This window comes from Paraburkholderia sp. GAS348 (assembly GCF_050434205.1).
In the GTDB taxonomy this organism is placed as follows: Bacteria; Pseudomonadota; Gammaproteobacteria; order Burkholderiales; family Burkholderiaceae; genus Paraburkholderia.
In genome coordinates, this window is record NZ_JBNPVT010000027.1 from 37,633 (window position 1) to 56,885 (window position 19,253).

General features: G+C 60.7%; 19 protein-coding genes. 5 read left to right on the plus strand and 14 right to left on the minus strand.

Going from position 1 to position 19,253, the window contains the following annotated elements; genetic code table 11:
- Positions 1-24 precede the first annotated feature (24 nt).
- Positions 25-1,989 (plus strand): alkaline phosphatase family protein, encoded by a 1,965-nt coding sequence (locus P3T22_RS29105; RefSeq protein WP_082855430.1) that lies wholly within the window; start codon positions 25-27, stop codon positions 1,987-1,989.
- 536 nt (positions 1,990-2,525) lie between these two features.
- Positions 2,526-3,680, plus strand: a complete 1,155-nt coding sequence (locus P3T22_RS29110) for an epoxide hydrolase family protein (protein WP_063500124.1) — start codon at positions 2,526-2,528, stop codon at positions 3,678-3,680.
- 151 nt (positions 3,681-3,831) lie between these two features.
- On the opposite strand, the gene P3T22_RS29115 is transcribed toward P3T22_RS29110, so the two are convergent.
- Positions 3,832-4,251, minus strand: coding sequence for a response regulator (locus P3T22_RS29115; protein ID WP_429326837.1), 420 nt, complete (start codon positions 4,249-4,251; stop codon positions 3,832-3,834).
- A 131-nt stretch (positions 4,252-4,382) separates the two neighbouring features.
- On the opposite strand from P3T22_RS29115, the gene P3T22_RS29120 reads away from it, so the two are divergent.
- From P3T22_RS29120 to P3T22_RS29130, 3 genes are all read left to right on the plus strand, one after another.
- The gene (locus tag P3T22_RS29120) at positions 4,383-5,504 is read left to right on the plus strand and encodes an ATP-binding protein (protein ID WP_429326838.1); all 1,122 of its coding nucleotides are present in this window, start codon (positions 4,383-4,385) and stop codon (positions 5,502-5,504) included.
- Between the two features lie 417 nt (positions 5,505-5,921).
- A complete protein-coding gene (locus P3T22_RS29125) occupies positions 5,922-6,794 on the plus strand; it encodes a manganese catalase family protein (protein WP_063500121.1) in 873 nt (290 codons plus the stop codon).
- Between the two features lie 243 nt (positions 6,795-7,037).
- Complete coding sequence (locus tag P3T22_RS29130) at positions 7,038-7,220, plus strand: hypothetical protein (RefSeq protein ID WP_063500120.1); 183 nt, start codon at positions 7,038-7,040, stop codon at positions 7,218-7,220.
- 126 nt (positions 7,221-7,346) lie between these two features.
- Here the strand turns inward: P3T22_RS29130 and P3T22_RS29135 are convergent, their stop codons facing one another.
- From P3T22_RS29135 to P3T22_RS29195, 13 genes are all read right to left on the minus strand, one after another.
- Positions 7,347-7,787 (minus strand): hypothetical protein, encoded by a 441-nt coding sequence (locus P3T22_RS29135; RefSeq protein WP_063500119.1) that lies wholly within the window; start codon positions 7,785-7,787, stop codon positions 7,347-7,349.
- 676 nt (positions 7,788-8,463) lie between these two features.
- Positions 8,464-8,847, minus strand: a complete 384-nt coding sequence (locus P3T22_RS29140) for a VOC family protein (RefSeq protein WP_063500118.1) — start codon at positions 8,845-8,847, stop codon at positions 8,464-8,466.
- A 112-nt stretch (positions 8,848-8,959) separates the two neighbouring features.
- Complete coding sequence (locus P3T22_RS29145; RefSeq protein WP_063500859.1) at positions 8,960-9,424, minus strand: hypothetical protein; 465 nt, start codon at positions 9,422-9,424, stop codon at positions 8,960-8,962.
- A 415-nt stretch (positions 9,425-9,839) separates the two neighbouring features.
- Positions 9,840-10,793, minus strand: coding sequence for a carbon-nitrogen hydrolase family protein (locus tag P3T22_RS29150; protein WP_429326839.1), 954 nt, complete (start codon positions 10,791-10,793; stop codon positions 9,840-9,842).
- A 736-nt stretch (positions 10,794-11,529) separates the two neighbouring features.
- On the minus strand, positions 11,530-11,790 hold the full coding sequence (locus P3T22_RS29155) for a hypothetical protein (RefSeq protein WP_082855429.1): 261 nt from the start codon (positions 11,788-11,790) through the stop codon (positions 11,530-11,532).
- Positions 11,791-12,008: 218 nt separating this feature from the next.
- A complete protein-coding gene (locus P3T22_RS29160) occupies positions 12,009-13,025 on the minus strand; it encodes a hydroxymethylglutaryl-CoA lyase (RefSeq protein ID WP_429326840.1) in 1,017 nt (338 codons plus the stop codon).
- The gene (locus P3T22_RS29165) at positions 13,022-14,242 is read right to left on the minus strand and encodes a CaiB/BaiF CoA transferase family protein (protein WP_420488494.1); all 1,221 of its coding nucleotides are present in this window, start codon (positions 14,240-14,242) and stop codon (positions 13,022-13,024) included. The genes P3T22_RS29160 and P3T22_RS29165 overlap by 4 nt, the downstream gene beginning before the upstream one ends.
- Before the next feature lie 44 nt (positions 14,243-14,286).
- A complete protein-coding gene (leuD, locus tag P3T22_RS29170; protein WP_063500857.1) occupies positions 14,287-14,910 on the minus strand; it encodes a 3-isopropylmalate dehydratase small subunit in 624 nt (207 codons plus the stop codon).
- A gap of 269 nt (positions 14,911-15,179) precedes the next feature.
- Positions 15,180-16,109 carry a LysR substrate-binding domain-containing protein gene (locus tag P3T22_RS29175; protein ID WP_063500115.1) on the minus strand — a complete coding sequence of 310 codons (930 nt, stop codon included), beginning with the start codon at positions 16,107-16,109 and terminating at the stop codon, positions 15,180-15,182.
- A 146-nt stretch (positions 16,110-16,255) separates the two neighbouring features.
- Entirely contained in the window at positions 16,256-16,390 is a 135-nt protein-coding gene (locus P3T22_RS29180) for an entericidin A/B family lipoprotein (RefSeq protein ID WP_063500114.1), read from the minus strand.
- Positions 16,391-16,630: 240 nt separating this feature from the next.
- Entirely contained in the window at positions 16,631-17,392 is a 762-nt protein-coding gene (locus P3T22_RS29185) for a DUF4239 domain-containing protein (RefSeq protein ID WP_063500113.1), read from the minus strand.
- A 165-nt stretch (positions 17,393-17,557) separates the two neighbouring features.
- Positions 17,558-18,343, minus strand: a complete 786-nt coding sequence (locus tag P3T22_RS29190) for a hypothetical protein (protein ID WP_063500856.1) — start codon at positions 18,341-18,343, stop codon at positions 17,558-17,560.
- An 11-nt stretch (positions 18,344-18,354) separates the two neighbouring features.
- A complete protein-coding gene (locus P3T22_RS29195) occupies positions 18,355-19,221 on the minus strand; it encodes a DUF2092 domain-containing protein (RefSeq protein WP_429326841.1) in 867 nt (288 codons plus the stop codon).
- Positions 19,222-19,253 lie beyond the last annotated feature (32 nt).

Here is a 19,253-nt window from a genome sequence, read left to right on the forward strand (position 1 = left end):
CCGCTTGCTCATCCGGGTAACGTCATGGAGGCGTTCGTGAAGAAAATTGCCAATGTAATTAGTACCCCAGCATTTAGAGGAGGCCTGCTTTGCAGCGCCGCTGCCTTCGCGCTTGCCGCGGCTATCTGGCCGGCAGTCGCGCAAAGCCAGCAGCAGGCCGCCGCAGCCGCGGTGAACACCGCGTCGCCGATCAAGCATGTCATCGTGGTGGTCGGCGAGAACCGCACGTTCGATCACGTATTCGGCGCTTACACGCCGCGCCGGGGGCAGACGGTGGCGAACCTGCTGTCGAAGGGCATCATCACGGCCGACGGCCGCCCAGGACCTAACTTCGCGCTAGCCGCGCAATACACGGCCAGCGCCACGGACCCGAAGCGCTTCGATATGGCGCCAAGCGGCAAACAGCCCTATACGGTGCTCCCGGCGCCGAATACCGGCGGTACGGCGAGCACGCCTAGCGATACCAGTCCGCCGCCGTTCGCCACACTCACAGTGGCTCAGGCTGCCGAGGGCGCCATGATTGAGCCCTGGGACGTCGTGCACCTGACTACCGGGGCGAGCGGCGTGCCGCAGCATAGCGTCGATACGCGCTTCGGCTCGAACACGTATAACCTGCCGAACGGACCGTACCAGATCTCGCGCGTCGGTCCCGACTATGATCAGTACATCAACAGCCCAGTGCACCGCTTCTACCAGAATTGGCAACAGGCCGATTGCAGCCTCGATCACGCCACGCTCGATAATCCGAGCGGTTGCCAGATGGATCTGTTCGCATGGGTCGAGACCTCGATTGGCGCCGGTTCGAACGGCAAGCCGCAGCCCGCGAATTTCAACGACGAGACCACCGGCGAAGGCGCAACCGCGCTCGGCTATTACAACGTGAATACAGGCGACATGCCGTACTTCACGCATCTTGCGCGCCAATTCACGATTAGCGACAACTATCACCAGCCGGTGATGGGCGGCACGGGCGCGAACAGCATCATGATCGGCACGGCTGACGCGCTCTACTACACGGACGGCAACGGCAATGCCGCGAAACCGCCCGCCGATCAGATCGAGAATCCGCTGCCGCAACCGGGCACCAACAACTACTACACGCAGGACGGCTATTCGGGCGGCACGTATACCAACTGCTCGGACAGTCATCAGCCCGGCGCCGGCACGCTGCGCCACTATCTGGACCGCTTGCCGTACAAGCCGGACGCGAAGTGCGAGCCGAACACGTATTACCTGCTGAACAACTACAACCCCGGCTACAACGGGGACGGCACGGTGAATACAAATACGTTCACGATCCCGCCGTCGCCGGTGCGCACGATCGCCGATACTCTGATCGAGAAGAGCATCTCGTGGAAGTACTACGGCGAAGGCTGGAATACGTTTGTCAAGACGCCGGCCACGAGTGTCTACTGCAATATCTGCAACCCGTTCCTGTATGAAACCGCGATCATGACGAACCCCGCGCTAGTCAGTGCGCATCTGCAGGACACGACCGATCTGTACGCGGACATTGCGAATGGCACGCTGCCGGCGGTTTCGTTCGTGAAGCCGGGCGGCCTGCTCGACGGGCACCCGGAGTCGTCGAAGTTCGGGCTTTTTGAATCGTTCGTGCACAAGCTGATCGAGAAGGTACAGCGCGACCCGAGCCTGTGGGCTTCGACGGCGATCCTGGTCACGACCGACGAAGGCGGCGGCTACTACGACTCAGGCTACATCCAGCCGCTCGATTACTTCGGCGACGGCCCGCGCATTCCGATGATCGTCGTGTCGGCATACTCGCGCGGCGGCCGTGTCGTGCATCAGTACTCGGATCACGCGTCGATCCTGAAGTTCATCGAACGCAACTGGCATCTAAAGCCGATCACGCAGAGAAGCCGCGACAATCTGCCGAATCCGATCCAGCTGCAGACGCATCCGTATGTGCCGGTCAATTCGCCCGCAATCGGTGATCTGTTCGACGCGTTCGAGTTTCCGCGCACGCCGTAACGGCGTGGCATGGCGGGCAGGGCCGAACCGGCTCTGCCGATCTGGAGGGTTTCACCGCGCAGGGGACACATTGTGGTCGCGGTTCAAGCAGTAAGCTGGACGGAGTTGCAAGAAATCTGAAGACAAAGAACTTACAATCGGCCGCGCAATGTGCTCACTCACGGCACGGTGAGCCATATAGAATTTGTTTATGCCACCGATGGCATGGATGAGACGGCAACAGGAAGTTGAACTGGCGACAGTGACACCCGCATCGGGGCGGCCACGATCATCTGGCTTCTCGTCAGCGGACAATTGCCGAAGACACGTCTGCGCCCTCAGTGAACGTCTGCAACTGCCAATAAGCGGCACGCGACCTGGCGTGGACGGATGGCCGTTAGACTTCGAGGAACGATGTTGCGATGGCAAAAGTCGGAACGGCGGTTCAGGGTCCGTCTACGGAACTTCGTCGTCGTACAAAGCCCAGCCAACCGTGGTCGTTCGGCACTGTCAGTTAGATCGTGGAGAATCGACTGCATCCTTCCAGAGGAGGTGCCATGCATATCGAGCCATTTCAAATTTGCGTGTCCGATGTTGAGATCGCCGACTTGCGCCGGCGTTTGCGCGACAGTCGGTGGGCATCCGCGACACCTTCAGGGCCGTGGCAACAGGGCACAGACACCACATGGCTGCGCGAATTGGTGAAGTACTGGGCCGACAGTTTTGATTGGAGGGCCGCGGAACGCGGTCTGAACCAGCAGCCTCAGTTTATGGCCAACGTGAACGGTCAGCGTGTGCACTTCGTTCATCAGCGTGGTGTTGGACCGCGGCCATACCCGGTGGTCGTCACGCATGGGTGGCCCGGATCGTTCTTCGAATTTCGTGAGCTGGCGGATCGTTTGCGCGACCCGGCTGCATTCGGTGCGGACCCGAACGATGCCTTCGACGTCGTTATTCCGTCACTGCCGGGCTTTGCATTTTCGCCGGCACCTGCCGCCGCTGGTACTTCGGCGTTTCAGGTAGCCGATCTGTGGGCGTCGCTGATGCGTGGTCTTGGCTACCAGCGATTTGGCGCTCAGGGTGGTGATCTGGGCGCGGGGGTGTCGGTCGTGCTTGCCTCGCGCCACTCCCAGGTAGTCGATGGAATTCATCTAAACTTTCTACCGACATCGTACGAACCGGCAATTGATGCCGCTGATTCGCCGCTTACCATCCCAGAACAAAACTACCTTCGAGAGAAAGGCGAGTGGGCTGCGCTCGAGGGCGGTTATGCGCATATGCACGCCACGAGGCCGCAAACTCTGGCCGCGTCGCTTAACGACTCGCCGGCCGGGCTGGCCGCGTGGATCGGCGAGAAGTTTCGCGCCTGGAGCGATTGCGACGGGGTTATCGAGGGGCGATTTTCGAAAGATGAGTTGCTTACCAACCTGTCGCTCTACTGGTACACCCAGAGCATTGGTACCGCAATTCAAATGTACTGGGAAAACCGGTTGCAACCCCTGCGTTTCACCCCAGGACAACGGGTATTGCCGCCGGTGAGCTTTGCACACTTTCCGAAAGAGATTAACCACCCCCCACGCGAATGGCTGGAACGAGTATTCAATATCGCGCAATGGACCGACATGCCGCGCGGTGGCCATTTCGCGGCAATGGAAGAACCTGAACTCCTCGCGGCCGACATTCGCAGCTTTTTCAGGCGCTTTCGGCACTGAGTTCGTTGAAGAATCGACCTTAAGCGGACGCGATCTGCGTTTCGCGATGGTCCGCTGGTCGAGACGATGAAGGTCGTTCGAGGTTGACCGCGGTTTGTCATCGGACCGCGTTCGGCCACAAGCGGTCAATCGACCTGCGTCGCGAAAGCGGTCAGTCACAACGGCTATGAACCAGGGCGATATTCGCGTCGCTGATGCGCGAGTGAGAGGCAACCATGGCAAGAATGACCGGCAGTTGGGCAGGTTTTGCAAAATGGTGGTCGAAACCCGACCGAAGGCTTAGCTCCCTTTCGACCTGCGATGACAAACCGGACACCGCGACAAGCAGTGGTGAGGGGTTGCAGCTACGGCGCCTGATCTCCCGAGCCACTTCCCGACCGTCGAGTCGAGGCATCTGAATGTCGAGGATAACGAATGCCGGAAGCCACCGACAGTACTCGGCCAGCGCATCGACTCCGTCTTGAGCGGCCCGAACCTCGTAGCCGTGAATCTCGAAATAGTGGACGTATGCGGCGAGCAAGCCAGGGTCATAATCTGCGACAAGTAAGTGGTGAGCTTGGCCTGGGAACATTGCGTTTCTCCCGACTGTGCCTGCCGGGACGCAATTGGCAGACCCGAGGCGGTCATTCGTAAGATTTCCGCGTAGTATGGGTCCGGTATAGACGTTCAATTCACGGCTCATTGCCACTATTCGAGGCGCGCATGCGACTGGCCGACTTCCTTTTGCGGAACATGGAAGCGATCCTCTCGCAATGGGAGGCATTCGCGTGCACGCTGTTGCCGGCTGCCGCAAATCTGAAATCGCCCGCTTTACGCGACCATGCGCAACAGATCCTGGAGGCGATCGCGAAGGTTCTGTCCGCCGCCCAGACAAGAAACGCACAAGTCGAAAAATCACAAGGACGCGCGCCAGTAATAGTCGACGCTCCAGAAACCGCGGCACAAACACACGCGATCCTGCGGGCACGCAGCGGTTTCGACATCAAGCAATTGACAGCGGAATACCGAGCGCTCCGCGCCAGTGTCCTTCGGCTATGGATGGACCACTGCCCGAGCAACGAACTGGAATTGGACGATGTCATCCGGTTCAACGAAGCCATCGACCAGGCACTGGCTGAATCAGTCGGCCTTTTCAGCAAGCAAGTGGACCAGGCTCGCAACCTGTTTCTCGGAATGCTCGGGCACGATATGCGCAGCCCGCTCCAGACCATTCAGATGACCGCATCGTATCTCGTCGGGTTGAATGCCGGAGAGAGAGTGACGGGTGCTGCGAGTCGCCTGATCCGAAGCGGCGCCCGCATGCAGTCTCTTCTCGACGATCTCAGCGATTTCAACCGGACGAAGCTCGGTCTTGGCATCAATATAGTTCCGACCCATGTGGACCTGGCTGCCGTATTTCGCGACGAACTGGACCAGCTTCGCGCGATACATCCTGATCGCCAGCTGGATCTGACGATACAGGGGAAATGTGACGGTGTCTGGGACGGCCCACGTTTGCAGCAATTGCTCGGAAATCTCGTTCTGAATGCCGTCAAGTACGGGGCATCGACGACACCGGTGCGGGTCATTGTGACCGGTAAGGAGGCCGATATTCATATCGCTGTCTTGAATAGCGGCGCTGCGATTGGGCCGGCAGCTATGGAGCAGCTTTTTGAGCCTTTGAGGCGCGGTGTGGATCAAAGTGAAGGATACAACGATGACAGTCACCTCGGCCTCGGACTGTACATCGTGCGCGAAATCGCGAAGGCTCACGGAGGCGAGATCGAAGTTCGCTCCGAAAATGACGAAACCGTGTTTGCCGTACGACTGCCACGCGGCGAATAGCGTCTCCTCCTGCCGCTACACAAGGGCAGAAGGTAGTCCACGTAAATAGCGGCTTTCCACCGACGCACGGATCGGTTAATCGAATTCACCTGGAGTTCAGCGCCACCCGCCAATTTTCCCGTGGAGCCATGGTGCAAGCCGGCATGGCAGGTCAGACGGCGGAATTTTCTCGATGGGCACGGTGCATGCTGCATCAGAATCGGCAACGCGTTGCCATGCGCGGCATTCTCGCAGCGCATCCGCCAGGGCGCTCGCTCTGAGACCCGGGCGCCCACTGTTGGGTGCGGACGACCATGTGGTTGGCCCGCTGTCCGGATTGATCGATGGTCATGTGCGACTCTGCACGGGTACAGGGACATTAATGGTCCCCGTCTGTGCCCGTGCGGGATTGCTGCGGCCAATCACCGGAGAAGTCTCATGTTCATTCACAACAAACGCCTTCAATACACCGTGCGCGTCGCGGCGCCGAACCCAGGTCTTGCGAATCTGCTGCTCGAGCAATTTGGTGGTCCCCAAGGAGAACTCGGCGCCGCCTGCAGATACTTTACCCAGGCCGTTGGCGAGGATGATCCTGGCCGCAAGGATCTGTTGTTCGATATCGCGACCGAAGAATTGAGTCATCTGGAAATTGTCGGCTCGATCGTCGCGATGCTGAACAAAAGCGCGAAGGGCCAGTTGGCCGAAGCCGTTGAAGCCGAGGCAGAGTTGTACCGTTCGATGACTGGTGGGGGAAACGACTCGCACACCACGGCATTACTCTACGGAGGTGGCCCGGCCTTGACGAATTCGGCCGGTGTGCCGTGGTGCGCCGCGTATGTCGACACGATTGGCGATCCGACGGCCGATCTGCGTTCGAATATCGCCGCCGAGGCTCGCGCGAAGATTGTCTATGAACGGCTCATCAACGTCACAGATGACCCGGGTATCAAGGAAACGCTCGGGTTTCTGATGACGCGAGAAATCGCTCACCAGAAATCGTTCGAGAAAGCGTTACATTCGATTCAGCCAAACTTTCCGCAGGGCAAGCTTCCCGGCGTGCCGGAATACACCAGCGTGTACTACAAAATGTCGCAAGGTGATGATGTGACGCGCGGGCCATGGAACGAAGGTCCGGACTGGCAGTTCGTTGACTCTCCGGAGCCGGCGGTGGATGGCGGAGACGGGAGCGCCACGGTAAATGTATCGAAGGGGGATGTGAAGGTGCTTCAGGCAATGGCATCGAGAACGGCCTCGGATGCAAAGTCCGATCCGACGACAGGTGCTGACCTTGGCGCGGGGCAGGCCGCCTGACCCTGTTGGCAGATGCGCGGCTGTCAGAATGGCCGCGCATCGGGCGCGTAGCGGCCTGTCGTGAATGTCTCTTTCGAAACAGTCAAAGGGCTGCTTTGGGTCGACTCCTGTCTTAAGCTTCGCTCGCAAACGGCCATTCGTTGAGCGCGGGACTCGATGGGCTGCGGATGCAGCTGGTGCGCCGACGAGTTCGGTTGCTTCCTGGCCGGGCAAAAGACATGCGAGTTACCACCACTGCGCGTGATGGCGAATGTCCGCTTCGACACGACCTGTCTGGCAACCATCGCCAAGGGTGGTTCGATGCCAGGTTTTCGTCTATACGACTGTCTGTACGAAGTGGTGCGGGCGGGCGTCAGACAAGGCGCGATGGAGGGATTCGCGGAGTCCTTCGCTGCGGTCGGAGTCTGGCGCCGCTATGGCGATTGAAGAGGCTGGCGTGGCTCATCAAGCGCCGGTTCTGGCTCACATGAGAATCGCTCGTGCAGCGCTGCGAAAGGTATTCGGCGTTTCGGGCTTAACCTTTGATTGAACCACGCCGTTTTTGCTCAACGTTCAGTCATAGTGGCGATGTTTGTGATGGCGCTTGTCCGGTCGGTAGCCGCGGGCATAGTCGTCCGCGTACGAATTGGACCGCGACATGTTACCGCCAAGCGCTGAACCCGCGCCGCCACCCAGGGCCGCGCCGACGAGGCCGCCCGTGCGGCCGCCCATCGCATTGCCTGCCGCTGTACCGGCACCGCCCCCGAGCGCCCCACCGATGATGGCGCCCGTGCGTTCCCTGCGGTTTGACGTGACTGCACCGCCGGCGCCGCCGCCGACTGCACCGCCAATGACGGAACCCGTGCTGCCGCCTACTGCGCCACCCAAGGCAGCGCCGGCTACGCCGCCGAGCGCACCGCCAAGGGCATTGTTCATATCACCGGCCACCGCCGGTAACGACGCTGCTGTGCTGAGCGCTGCAATGGCAACAATCTGGAAGATTCTCTTCGACATAAAAGGTCTTTAGTTTTTGGGACGGCGCTGAGTATAACCGCCCTCCGAAAGGTTTTTGTAACTCGTCATTCGGACCTCGGTAAGAGGTGTAACAAAATGATCCGATAGTTTTTTAGTGAAACGCTTTCGGCACCATTGGTGTCAGGCTGCAGTCGGCCGATCGACATCGGTGCCTGGATCGCCGACAATCAGGCATCGTCAGATGCAATTTTGATCAAACTGAGAGGCGGCGATCTTGCGAATGGGAACCATATGTGACAAAGAAAGTTTCGAATACTCGCTGCGTAATTTCTTGCAGTAGCTCATTATCTTGACGATGGAACCGGTCATACCGACAAACCGCTTGGGCGCTACTGCAAGCGCTTGAGTCCGCCGCGGCTAGAAATCGGGCATATTTTTCTAGCCTATGAACCGAGCGTTGTAATCCTTCAGAACTGCTACGAGTGACGCTTAATGCCACTTCTAGCCACCGCAGAAATTTCGACATCGAATGGCCGCTGTCGGGCAGTGCATCTGTCCGTAACGGGGCGCGTGCTGACTGTCGCGAGAACACTAGGGCTCGATCAACGTGCGATCGGCGACCAGCGCGCGAATGCCGAGAAATCCTTCGGCTTCTCCGCAGGCCAATACTGCCAAACACGCTTTCCCGGTCCGGACCGGAAGCCGACTGGATTCCTTATGCGCCGCTGCCGTACGGCTGCGTGATGATCTCGAGATTGTGGCCGCTCGGATCTTCGAAATACGTGCCTCGACCGCCATCATTCGTATTGATCTCGCCCTGCCGGCGGTGAAAGGGATCCGCCCAGTAGGGCAATCCGCGGCTCTGTATTCGCGCAAGAATGCAATCGAACTCCGTCTCGCTCACCAGAAACGCATAGTGTTCCGGCCGCGTTTGATGATCATCACTGTAGAAGTCCAGCGTGACGCCGTTTTCCAGTTGCACGGCAAGGAACGGCCCGAATGGCTTCGGCTCGGGAAGTCCGAGTATTTCTGCGAGAAATCCCGCCGATGCATCCCTGTTCCGCGCGTACACGATAGTGTGATTAAGCGTGATGCTCATGTTCGCTACTCTCCTTTCGCCGCTTGCGTGACAGTGCCTGCTCACGGTGCCGGCCGGCATCATCGCCCAACCGGCACGCCCGCCCTCGCGCAACCGCTGAACATTGCGCCAATTAGTGCGGCTGACCGATGCATGCATCGGCAATGTCGACGATCGGCTCGCTATCGGCGTGGGCTTCGGGAAAGCGATCGACACATTTGATCTGTCGTAGCGTCCACCATGTGCCTGGCGGATCGTGGCCGAGCCACATCACCGTCGCGGCCGCTTTGGTTCGAAGCCTCCATCGCTGCCAGTCGGCGCCCGTTGGTGAAAAATGGCCCTGACTGTCGGTGTATTGGCCCGGGTCCAGATCGTAGCGTTTCAGGTAGGCCGGATTTAGGCGCTCATCGAGCGTAACCTGCCCACCATGGGCGATGCGCGCCCGTTCCCGTGTCTCGTCCTGGCTGAAATCGCTCACCGCGCGGCTGACGACCGACAACTCGAACAGCAGCGCTGCGCCAGTTGCCAGACATGTCGCGGCAATGCAGAGTACGAGCACCCAAAGAATCCGCCGTCCGACTGTCAGTGTGCGTGCCATCAAATCCCTTGGCCTCGCAATGTGATGAAAAGAAATCTTGCCGTTCCAGCGCGGAATTTCAGCAGACGTTTCCGCTCCCCTCTTCAAACGATACAACTTCACGTGCCGGTGGTCCAGACTGACCGCTGCGATGTTCCAGGGCCTCGACACGGCGGCAATATGAACTGAAGTGGCCTGCGTCAGGAAACCATGCAATGGTGAGCGCCAACGTGGAGTGGTGCCGCGGATATTGCATCGGAACATGCCGAAGCGACGGCGACCAGCGATTCGTCAGGCGAGCCAGCTTCATTTCGAACCGATGTGTGCGCGAGCTCAGACTTTGATGGCCGATTAGGCCGAGGGCTAAATTAGTTGCGCGGTTCCCGGCCGGCATTCTGTCGCATCACATTGCAAATGGCGGCTCCCGCGCTGACCTTCAGAAGCCGCTGCCGAATCCATTTGTCTCAAACACGACGGGAGGCGTCGCCGCTTCGTTGACATGCAAACGGAAGATGTCCGGACGCGAGTAGTGACCCGCGACGTCAAAGTCATATTTCGCCCGGGCAAGGTCGTTGAGGTCAAGATCGGCCACGAGCAATGCATCCTGCTCAAAGATTGGGCCGGCAATGAGCTCGCCAAGCGGGCTGACGATGCAGCTTCCACCGCTCATCAGCACAGTGGACGGATCGTTACCCTGGATTGCGGCATAGTCGGTTGGGCAATCCGATCGGCGCAGGTGCTGGCAGGCTGACAATACAAAGCAACGACCCTCCAAGGCAACATGCTGCATGGAGGAAGCCCATGTCGGCCGGCTGTCAGCGGTGGGGGCGCAGTAAATCTGAACACCCTTGGCGTACATCGCCATACGCAATAATGGCATGTAGTTTTCCCAGCAAATGACTGCGCCAAGCCTGCCGAACGGCGTGTCGAAAACCGGGAGGGTCGACCCATCGCCATAGCCCCAGATCAGCCTCTCGCCGGCGGTCGGCATCAGCTTGCGATGCTTGCCGAGCATCGTACCGTCCGGACCATAAAACAACGCAGTGCAATACAACGTGCCGTAGTCCCGCTCGATTACGCCGATCACGATGTATTGCTTGTGGTCGGCGGCAACCTCGCCCAACCGGCGGGTGCCGGGACTTGGCACTTCTACCGCGCTGTCATAGTAACGACGATAGTCCTCGCGTCCGGCAGCGGTCCTTCCACCAATTGTCGAGCCGAAATCGAGTCCCTTTGGATAAGCTGAGACGAATGCTTCGGGAAATACGATAAGTTGAGTTCCTTGTCGCGCGGCGTCTGCGGTGAACGTCGCGACTTTATCGATGGTTCTGTCCGCATCGAAGACGACGGATCCCGATTGCACAACCGCAGCACGTAATTTCTGTTGCATCAGAATTCTCCGCTAAATGTAAGGGCTTGCTATCGGGAACGCTCCGGCTTGCCCGCTCATTGCAAGCCCAGTCGCGTAACTCATGTGAGCCGGCGGAGTCCGTCAGTCGCAACTAATTTGAGGTGGAAAATTCGTTGATTGCGAGCACGGCCACGGTGGATTGCAAGCCGCTACCAGTATAGGCCTGCTAGCAGGCAAGCCTCCTGTCTGGATATAGGCGGCAACGGCAGCCCTCAAACGGCCGCGTCCGGGATGGCCAGACGGCCGTTTCGAGTCGGGTTACGCCGGTCCCATGAGACTCCACCCGTTAAGGGTTATTCGATGCCTGCCATCGGCCACAGGAATGTGACGGTGCCTCTGCGCGTGTTGGCAGGCATCGAACAACCCTTAACGCACCCGGTCCCGCGTATACCTCGATTCATTCGACGACCGCGTGTCGATGAAGCGTAAGTGGCACCGAAGAGGGTTCGTGATTGCGAACTTCCGCTTAGTGGCTGAGCTTCGTCGGACAATGCTTTGTGCGTCAGTGTATCGAGCCGGCAGGCAGCCTGACACAATCGCTGGTCTGTTGCTTCCTGAAGTTATGACTTACCGCCGAACCTGCTGAACACCGTTGCCTCATGCGTCGACCTTCCCGCTCACGACACTCGAATGCATCGTGCGACAGTCGGAAACCTTGCTGTCGTGATCCTCAAGTTCGATCAAGACAACGAGATCTCGATTACGATTGAAAGTATCAAAAAGACGGACGGACTACGGAAAGCGAATAACGCCCCATATTCACTTCAGCTATCTGGCGTGGTGGCACCCAGGTCCGCTTAACATCATTTATCGCAGCTTGCGTTTGATCAGCGGGATCCGTGTATCGATATGTCATCTGTTCTTGCGCTATTTGCGCCCTCACAGCGTCGTTCATTGACGGAGGCGTCGACTGTGCAAACGAGGACACAGCGGGAATTGCGATAGCGGCGGCGACGATAAATTGAGCAACTTTCATGGTTTTTTCTCCAGGAGGTGTCCCGCGTACAGTCTTGTACGTACCCGGTACGTGCAGTGTAGATCTGCACTCGCTCAGTAACGAGCGCAACCGGCAGAATTCACTGTTGCCAATTTCCGCACAAAGTTGCTCATCGAAAATAGTCTGCGACGACCACCGTCATTGGTTTCCCGAGTCTCACCACCACCCAGTCGTCGCGACAATCGAAAGCACCGTCGTTAGCAGCGTGCGGCGAAGCGCTTCGCGCTCGGTGAACAGTTGCTTGAGCGTAAAGGGGCGGGCTCGCGGATCGCGGCAAAGTCGGCCGGGAGCGGATGCAGGTCGAGCCGCCGCCCCGCCTTCACGATCTGGCTCGGCGTATCGTGGCCGATCAGCGCCGGCAAGCGTTTTGACGCGTCGATGAGCGCGCCCAGATCGACGCCTGTGTCGTAGCCCATCAGTTCGAGCGCATGCACGATCTCCTCGCTGCAGACGTTGCCGCTGGCGCCCGGCGCATAGGGACAACCACCGATACCGCCCAGCGACGCGTCAAAGCGGTCGGCGCCCGCATCGATCGCGGCGAGCACGTTGGCGAGACCCATGCCACGCGTATTGTGAAAGTGCAGCGTGAACTCGGTCTGCGGCCAGCGCTCGATGCATCGCGCCGTCAGCGCGGCGACCTGCTGCGGAAAGGCCATGCCGGTCGTGTCGCATAGCGTGACGCCGCGCGCGCCGATCTCTTCGACGAAGCGTTGCGTCCACTCGATCACGGTGTCTGTCGGCACATCGCCCTCCATCGGGCATCCGAATGCGCACGACAGCGAGATGTTGACCGGGAGTCCCACATCGCGCGCGCTGGCGGCAACCTGCCTCAGCCCATTGAACGATTGCTCGCGCGTCATCCGCAGATTGGACAGGTTGTGGCTCTCGGTCGCGGACATCACGAGATTCAACTCGTCCGCGCGCGCCTCGATTGCGCGTTCGGCGCCACGCATGTTCGGCACGAGTGCCGTATAGACGACGCCCGGCTTGCGCTCGATTTCACGCAGCACGATTTCGGCGTCGCGTAACGCGGGAATCGCTTGCGGCGACATGAAAGCCGTCACCTCGATTTTCGCCATGCCTGTTTCGGAAAGCGCGTCGATCAGCGCAATCTTGTCGCGCGTCTCGACGAACGTGCCTTCCGCCTGGAAGCCGTCGCGCGTGCCGACTTCCTGCATGTAAATGCGCCGGTGTTGTCCGTTCCAGATGTTCATGCGATTGCTCCTTTGTCACGCAACTCGGCAATCCGGCTTTCGGAGAGCCCGATCTCACGCAAGATGTCATGGGTGTCGTCACCAAGCTTCGGCGCCGACGAGCGCACGGAGCCCGGCGTGCCCATCAGTTTGGGCACAATGCCCGGCACGTCGACGTCATAGCCGTCGCGCGTGGTCTGCCGCAAGATCATGTCGCGTGCGCGGTAGTGCGGGTCCTCGGCGATATCGCGGGCCGTATAGATCTTGCCAACGGGCACGCGCGCCTCGGTCAGCGTGGCCAGCACGTCTTCGGTCGAACGTTGCGCGGTCCACGCTTCGATGGCCTGGTCCAGTTCGCCAACGCGCGCAACACGCCCGGCGTTGTTCGCGAGCGCAGGGGCGTCCGCCAGATCGCTGCGGCCGATCGCCGTCATCAGGCGCCTGAAGATGCTGTCGCCGTTGCCGGCGACAAGCACATAACCATCGGCACATCGATACGCATTGGATGGTGCGATGCCGGGCAGCGCGCTGCCGGCGGCTTCACGGACCGCGCCGAACACGCTGTACTCGGGAATCAGGCTCTCCATCACGTTGAAGACTGCTTCATGAAGCGCCACGTCGATGACCTGCCCTTTGCCGCCGTTCGCGTCGCGGTGATAGAGCGCGGTGAGCACGCCGATCACGCCGTGCAGCGCAGCGAGCGTATCGCCGATCGAGATGCCGCAGCGCACAGGTACGCAGCCGGGATCCCCGGTCAGATGACGCAAGCCGCCCATCGCCTCGCCGATCGAGCCGAATCCCGGCAAATCGCGGTAGGGTCCCGTCTGGCCGTACCCCGAGATACGCAGCATGATGAGCCGGGGGTTCAGCTCGGCCAGTTGCTCGTAGCCCATGCCCCAGCCTTCGAGTGTGCCTGGCCGGAAGTTTTCGATGAGGACGTCGGCCTCGGCGATCAGCTGGCGCGCGATGTTCTGGCCTTCGGCACTGCGCAGATCGAGCGCCAGCGAGCGCTTGTTGCGCGACTGCACCTGCCACCAGACGGACGTGCCGTCCTTCATCAGACGCCAGTTGCGCAGCGGATCGCCGGCGCCCGGCGGCTCGATCTTGATGACCTCGGCGCCGAATTCGCCGAGCGTCTTGCCGGCGAAAGGGCCGGCAATCAGTTGACCCATCTCGATCACGCGCACGCCTTTAAGCGCTGCGGGCGTACTCGGAAAAGAAGCGTGGCCGTTCATCATGAAAAACTCCTGAGCGTGCGGTCGGTGTCCAAAGGCGCGTTGACTTAGTTGAAGAGCCAAGGCTCCCGAGCGCGACGCACGCGCTCGTACTCGCGAATCAGGTCGGCCTGGCCGAGCGTCAGCGCGACGTCGTCCAACCCTTTGAGCAGGCGGCGCTTGCGTTCCGGTTCGATCCCGAACGGGAGCGCGTCGCCGCCTACGGGCCGGATGGTTTGCGCCTCCAGATCGATCTCGAGTCGCAAACCGGACGGGCGGGCGACGAGGTCGAACAGGTCCTGGACAACGCGCTCGTCGAGCCTGATCGGCAGCAGGCCATTCTTGAAGCAGTTGCCGTAGAAGATGTCGGCGAAGCTCGGTGCGATCAGCGCGCGAATGCCGAAGTCCGACAAAGCCCATGCCGCGTGTTCGCGGCTCGATCCGCAGCCGAAGTTGTCGCGCGTGAGCAGAATCCGGGCGCCCGCGAAGCGTGCCTGGTTGAGCGGGAAGTCCGGGTTGGGCTGGCGGCTCGATACGTCCTGCCCGGGCTCGCCGTGGTCCAGGTAGCGCCATTCATCGAACAGGTTGACGCCAAATCCGGTGCGCTTCACCGATTTCATGAACTGCTTGGGGATGATTGCATCGGTGTCGACGTTCGCGCGGTCGAGCGGCACCACGAGCAGGTCTTCAATGCGCGCGTTCGTGCACGAGCCGATGAAGACCTTGTCGAGCGAGCCACGACGTGGCTTTGCCACAGCTTGTCGAACAACGTACGGGGCGTACTCGCGGGCTGCATGAGGGGGTGTCTCCATCCATTCATATGAAAGAATGCTTGCCTGGCCGGCCAGTCACGGCCGGCAAGGCTGCTGTCTATGGAGAGTCATTTTCCGCGCGCGATCCCGTGGGCGGAATGCAACAGTGTGGAACCCAGCTTTCGCGGGACGCGAAAGCGCGCTTTGCGTCAGCGGGTCGTGGTCGGGGCCTGGGCCGTTTCCGGCGCCGCGCGGGTCAGATGGTCGACGAGCAGCCGCGCCGGTTTGCGCAGTGCTTTCAGATCGCGAGCGCAGATGAGCAGTTCGCGGTGGGCCCAGTCTTCCGACAGGCCGATCTTGTGCAAGCCCATCGACCTCAGGTGCGGACCTGCCGCCTCATCGGGCAGCACGGCGATGCCGAGTCCCGCGGCAACCATCAGGCACATCGCATCGAAGCTGCGGACCTGAATGCGCAGTTTCAGCTGTCCGCCCGAAAAGGCGGTGGCGGCCTGAAGGCGTTTGGCGAGCGAGGTATTGCGCGACAGGTTGACGAAGTCGAACTCCAGCGCGTCGATGAACGAGACCGACTCGCGCTGGGTCAGCGGATGGCCGCTGGGGACGACCAGGACCAGATGGTCGTGGCGATAGGGCATGGTCTGAAGGCCGAACGTCGGCATCTGGTCGGCCATGATGCCGAAATCTGCAACGCCGTCCACCACCGCCAGTGCGACCTGCTCGCTATCCTGCTCTTCCAGCTCGATGCGGATTTGCGGATTGCTGGAATTGAATTCCGCGATCCCTGACGGCAGGAACTGCGTCACCGCCGACGTGTTGGCCCACAGCCGAACGACGCCCACGACGCCGGCCGCATAGTCCGACATATCGGCCGTCATCAGGTCGACGTCGTTCAGAATACGCTGCGCGTGAAGCTTGAGCGCCTCGCCCGCCGCGGTGAGCGTAATGCCGCGGGAGTGGCGTTCGAATAGCTCGGCGCCGATTGTGGATTCGAGGTCCGCGATTCGCTTGCTTGCGGCGCCGATCGCGAGGTGGGCGAGTTCGGCGCCCTTGCTGATGCTGCCGCTTCGGACAATGAGTGCGAAAAGCGAAAGTGAGACGAGATCGAGACGATGAAGGTTCATGCTCGGATGTTCTGGCCGCTGTCAGCGCTCCATTATGGGGCACGGCCGTAATCACGGCGCCGCGAGTATTCGCCACTGCCGGACACATGTGCGCCCGGCAGTGTAGCGCGCAATATCGAACGGCTGGCCCGTCGCGCCAGCGGCGGCTATTTGGCTTGCTCAGCCGTGTTATGGATGGCCTGGCCGCCCTTCGAAATGTCTTCGCCCGCACCCGCGACGGTGTTGCAGCCCGCAAGGAGAGCGGTGCCGGCGATCAAAAACAGAGCGATGAGTCGTGTCATGTTGTTCCCCTTTCACGGATTTTTGGCGGCGGCAGGCGGGTGCTAGCCGGAACACGCGTGGGCGCCATGCACCTGTTCAAGCCGGCGCGGACCCTGCGTATGAGTGTCATTGTAGGCGAGACGTCAGCCAATAGCGGGGTCGAATCCATGCCCGCTTCGCAAGCCCGGCTGAACGGCGGGAGATGGAGGACGGCTGCGGTGCCCCATGTTTGCCGAAAGCCGCCGCCGGGTAGCGTTGGCCTATTGGCCGAGATGGGAGAGTGCTATCTGTGCCGGCGTGCGCGAGATCTGCATCAGCCCTTCGAGCGGGTGGGCGATGTCCTCAATCAGGAAAATAGCGCCGGCGACCGATAGTGCACAGACGAAAAGCGTCGCAAAGGCGGTCCGGTAGTTGATGCTGACCAGACCGAAGCCGGCAAAAAGGATACCGAGCCAAAGCACCAGCACCGCAAGGAATGGCGTTGGGATCGCGCCTTCCCCTGGTCGGAACAGTATCCAGCGCGCTTCCGCCAGGTCGTGGCTGCGAGCCAGGGCCTCCGATTGCAGCATGCGCTGCATGTCGTTTCGTGGAGCCAGTTCTCGAAGCTTTTGCTGAAATTGCACCATGTGCGCCAAGGTTTCAGGAGCGTCCACGTCGGCCTTTCCGGCGCCGCCTTCGGAATAGAACCGCTCCACAGCTGAGGCATAGGTGCTGCGCAGGAACTCGCGGGCTTCCTTTGCCTCCGGACCATAATCGGCCAAGGTGCGATCGATCACGAAGACCGTAGCCGCCGTCTGCGTGAACTCGTCGTTGAGTCGGTCGAAAGTAACCTTTGACGACGCGATGAGGAGACCAAGGACGAGAGCGGCGAGCGTCGCCATCAGGCCCGCCCCCAGCTTCACGATAGCTGTTGAATCCTCGCTCAGATGATGGTCGGGAAGAAAAGTGCGAAGAGCCAAACCGAGCATCCCGCTGCCGGAGACGCACACAAATACGATCGAGGCGACTACCAGTGAGTTCATGATTGCCCCCTGCGGTTTGACTCTGAGCCGCCCCGAATCAGGACGCGCGACACCGACCGGCTGCAACGACCGCCATACCGAGTATTGGTCAGCTTCGCCAGCTGGCTTCCAATTTGTCTCTGTGGGCCGAGTTACGCGAGCACGGTAAGCAACCCTTAACGTTCCTTAAGGCGCTGGCACCACGCGGTAGTAAACGCCGTTTGCGCCGTAGGCGGGCTGGAACCACGTATTACCGCACAGGTAGTATGTGCCGCCCTGAACCGAGGGCTTTATGCAGCCTGCCGGTAGTGCCGCATAGATCGCACCCATGGCGAATGTCGTACTGACAGGGGCGGGTGGCGGGGCTGCCGTTGCTCCAGCGACGTAGCCCGCATTGTAAGCATTCGATGCCGCTGCGTTCGTGTTGGCCGACGCTATGGCCGCGCCCGCCGCCACACCGACTGCGACGCCCGCTGCGGCTGCCCCCGCGGTGGACCAGCCGCCGCAGTTGTAGCAGCTGGATCCGTAATTGTTCACCGTGACCGGAGGATGGTAGGCGGGGTACCTGGCGCCGTAATAAGCGCTATGGTAAGCGGTCGCACCCGAGGCGCTCGTGTAGCTCGTATAACCCGAGCCTGCGGCGTGGTACGCCGAACCGCCATACGCGTTGGTGGCGCTGGTGCCCTGACCATAGGTGTGGGTCGCGCTGCCGCCATATTGGTTAGTGACGCTCGTCTGTCCCGATCCTTGCGCGTGCGTGGCGGTGTCGCCGTAGCGCCCGGTCGCGGTCGTGCCCTGGCCATAGGTGTGCGTTTCGCTGCCGCCCCATGCGTTGCTGCGGGTTGTCGACCCCGAGCCGGGCGCGTGCGACGTGCTGCCTCCGTAATAGTTGGCATGCGACCATGCGCCGGCTGAACTGGCTGCGAGCGACGACACAAGAAGACCCACCAGACGGATGACGACTTTCTTCACGATGCGTCTCCTCATTGCGTCCCGGTGTGTCTGGTCTTCGGCGGCGGCTTCATTCCCGGCGCATCGCTCGCGTCTGGACGCGCGAACGCAATGCGGGCCGCGCCGGCTGCGCTGGCCGGCGCAAACGCGTCTGCGGGCACAGCCGGATCGAGTTGCCAATCGGAGAGCACCAATACGTGGCGCAGACGGGCGGGGTCGTTGAGGTAGACGGCGTAAATGCGGCGCGGGAGCTTGTCCTGCGCGCCGATCCAGATTTGCACGAATACATCCCCGGTCACATACGCCACCATGTCCGTTGTGGTATCGCCGACGACGTTCGATTGACCGATATAGAAGGCGACTTTCAGTCCATCGGCGATGTCCTTGTAGGGGTCGGCGACGATTACGTCGGTAAACGGGTAATAAATGGCGCCCTGGTTATAGGCTGCCTCTAGTGCGGCATCGATCGTCGGCGGAGCGTCAGCAATGGCGATCAGATTCTCGAGCGGCGCGAACGCTGTCATCGTCTTGCCGTCGTAGTAGAACTCCGAGGGAGGACCGTCACCGAGGGTGATCACTCTGAGCTTGTCGGGACGCTGAAGCGTCACTTCCGACTTCGTCGAATAGACGAGAGGCGGACCGAGGCGGCTCGGACTCTCATAGGAGACGATGGCCGTAAAAGTCATCGTCTTCGCGGCCGCAAGGCGCGCGCTCGCCGCCTTGAGGATGTCGATCGCGCGTGGTTCGAGTCCGGGCATGAAGGCCGGCGCAGCAGCTTTCGCCGCCGGCCTGGCGGTTGCTTTCGGCGTGCGTAGCGTTTGCTGGGCGTGGCCGCCGGCGGCGAGGAACACACTTAGCATGACGAAGGTTATGCCCAACTTCAATTTCTCGCAGGTCATCGCGGCCTCGGTGAGTAAGCCGGTTTCACGGT

What these genes read in the sequence shown, in the direction of transcription:
- P3T22_RS29105 (WP_082855430.1), top strand. Translation starts at nt 25, where the DNA reads ATGGAGGCGTTCGTGAAGAAAATTGCCAATGTAATTAGTACCCCAGCA.
- P3T22_RS29110 (WP_063500124.1), top strand. Translation starts at nt 2,526, where the DNA reads ATGCATATCGAGCCATTTCAAATTTGCGTGTCCGATGTTGAGATCGCC.
- P3T22_RS29115 (WP_429326837.1), bottom strand. Translation starts at nt 4,251, where the DNA reads ATGTTCCCAGGCCAAGCTCACCACTTACTTGTCGCAGATTATGACCCT.
- P3T22_RS29120 (WP_429326838.1), top strand. Translation starts at nt 4,383, where the DNA reads ATGCGACTGGCCGACTTCCTTTTGCGGAACATGGAAGCGATCCTCTCG.
- P3T22_RS29125 (WP_063500121.1), top strand. Translation starts at nt 5,922, where the DNA reads ATGTTCATTCACAACAAACGCCTTCAATACACCGTGCGCGTCGCGGCG.
- P3T22_RS29130 (WP_063500120.1), top strand. Translation starts at nt 7,038, where the DNA reads ATGGCGAATGTCCGCTTCGACACGACCTGTCTGGCAACCATCGCCAAG.
- P3T22_RS29135 (WP_063500119.1), bottom strand. Translation starts at nt 7,787, where the DNA reads ATGTCGAAGAGAATCTTCCAGATTGTTGCCATTGCAGCGCTCAGCACA.
- P3T22_RS29140 (WP_063500118.1), bottom strand. Translation starts at nt 8,847, where the DNA reads ATGAGCATCACGCTTAATCACACTATCGTGTACGCGCGGAACAGGGAT.
- P3T22_RS29145 (WP_063500859.1), bottom strand. Translation starts at nt 9,424, where the DNA reads ATGGCACGCACACTGACAGTCGGACGGCGGATTCTTTGGGTGCTCGTA.
- P3T22_RS29150 (WP_429326839.1), bottom strand. Translation starts at nt 10,793, where the DNA reads ATGCAACAGAAATTACGTGCTGCGGTTGTGCAATCGGGATCCGTCGTC.
- P3T22_RS29155 (WP_082855429.1), bottom strand. Translation starts at nt 11,790, where the DNA reads ATGAAAGTTGCTCAATTTATCGTCGCCGCCGCTATCGCAATTCCCGCT.
- P3T22_RS29160 (WP_429326840.1), bottom strand. Translation starts at nt 13,025, where the DNA reads ATGAACATCTGGAACGGACAACACCGGCGCATTTACATGCAGGAAGTC.
- P3T22_RS29165 (WP_420488494.1), bottom strand. Translation starts at nt 14,242, where the DNA reads ATGATGAACGGCCACGCTTCTTTTCCGAGTACGCCCGCAGCGCTTAAA.
- P3T22_RS29175 (WP_063500115.1), bottom strand. Translation starts at nt 16,109, where the DNA reads ATGAACCTTCATCGTCTCGATCTCGTCTCACTTTCGCTTTTCGCACTC.
- P3T22_RS29180 (WP_063500114.1), bottom strand. Translation starts at nt 16,390, where the DNA reads ATGACACGACTCATCGCTCTGTTTTTGATCGCCGGCACCGCTCTCCTT.
- P3T22_RS29185 (WP_063500113.1), bottom strand. Translation starts at nt 17,392, where the DNA reads ATGAACTCACTGGTAGTCGCCTCGATCGTATTTGTGTGCGTCTCCGGC.
- P3T22_RS29195 (WP_429326841.1), bottom strand. Translation starts at nt 19,221, where the DNA reads ATGACCTGCGAGAAATTGAAGTTGGGCATAACCTTCGTCATGCTAAGT.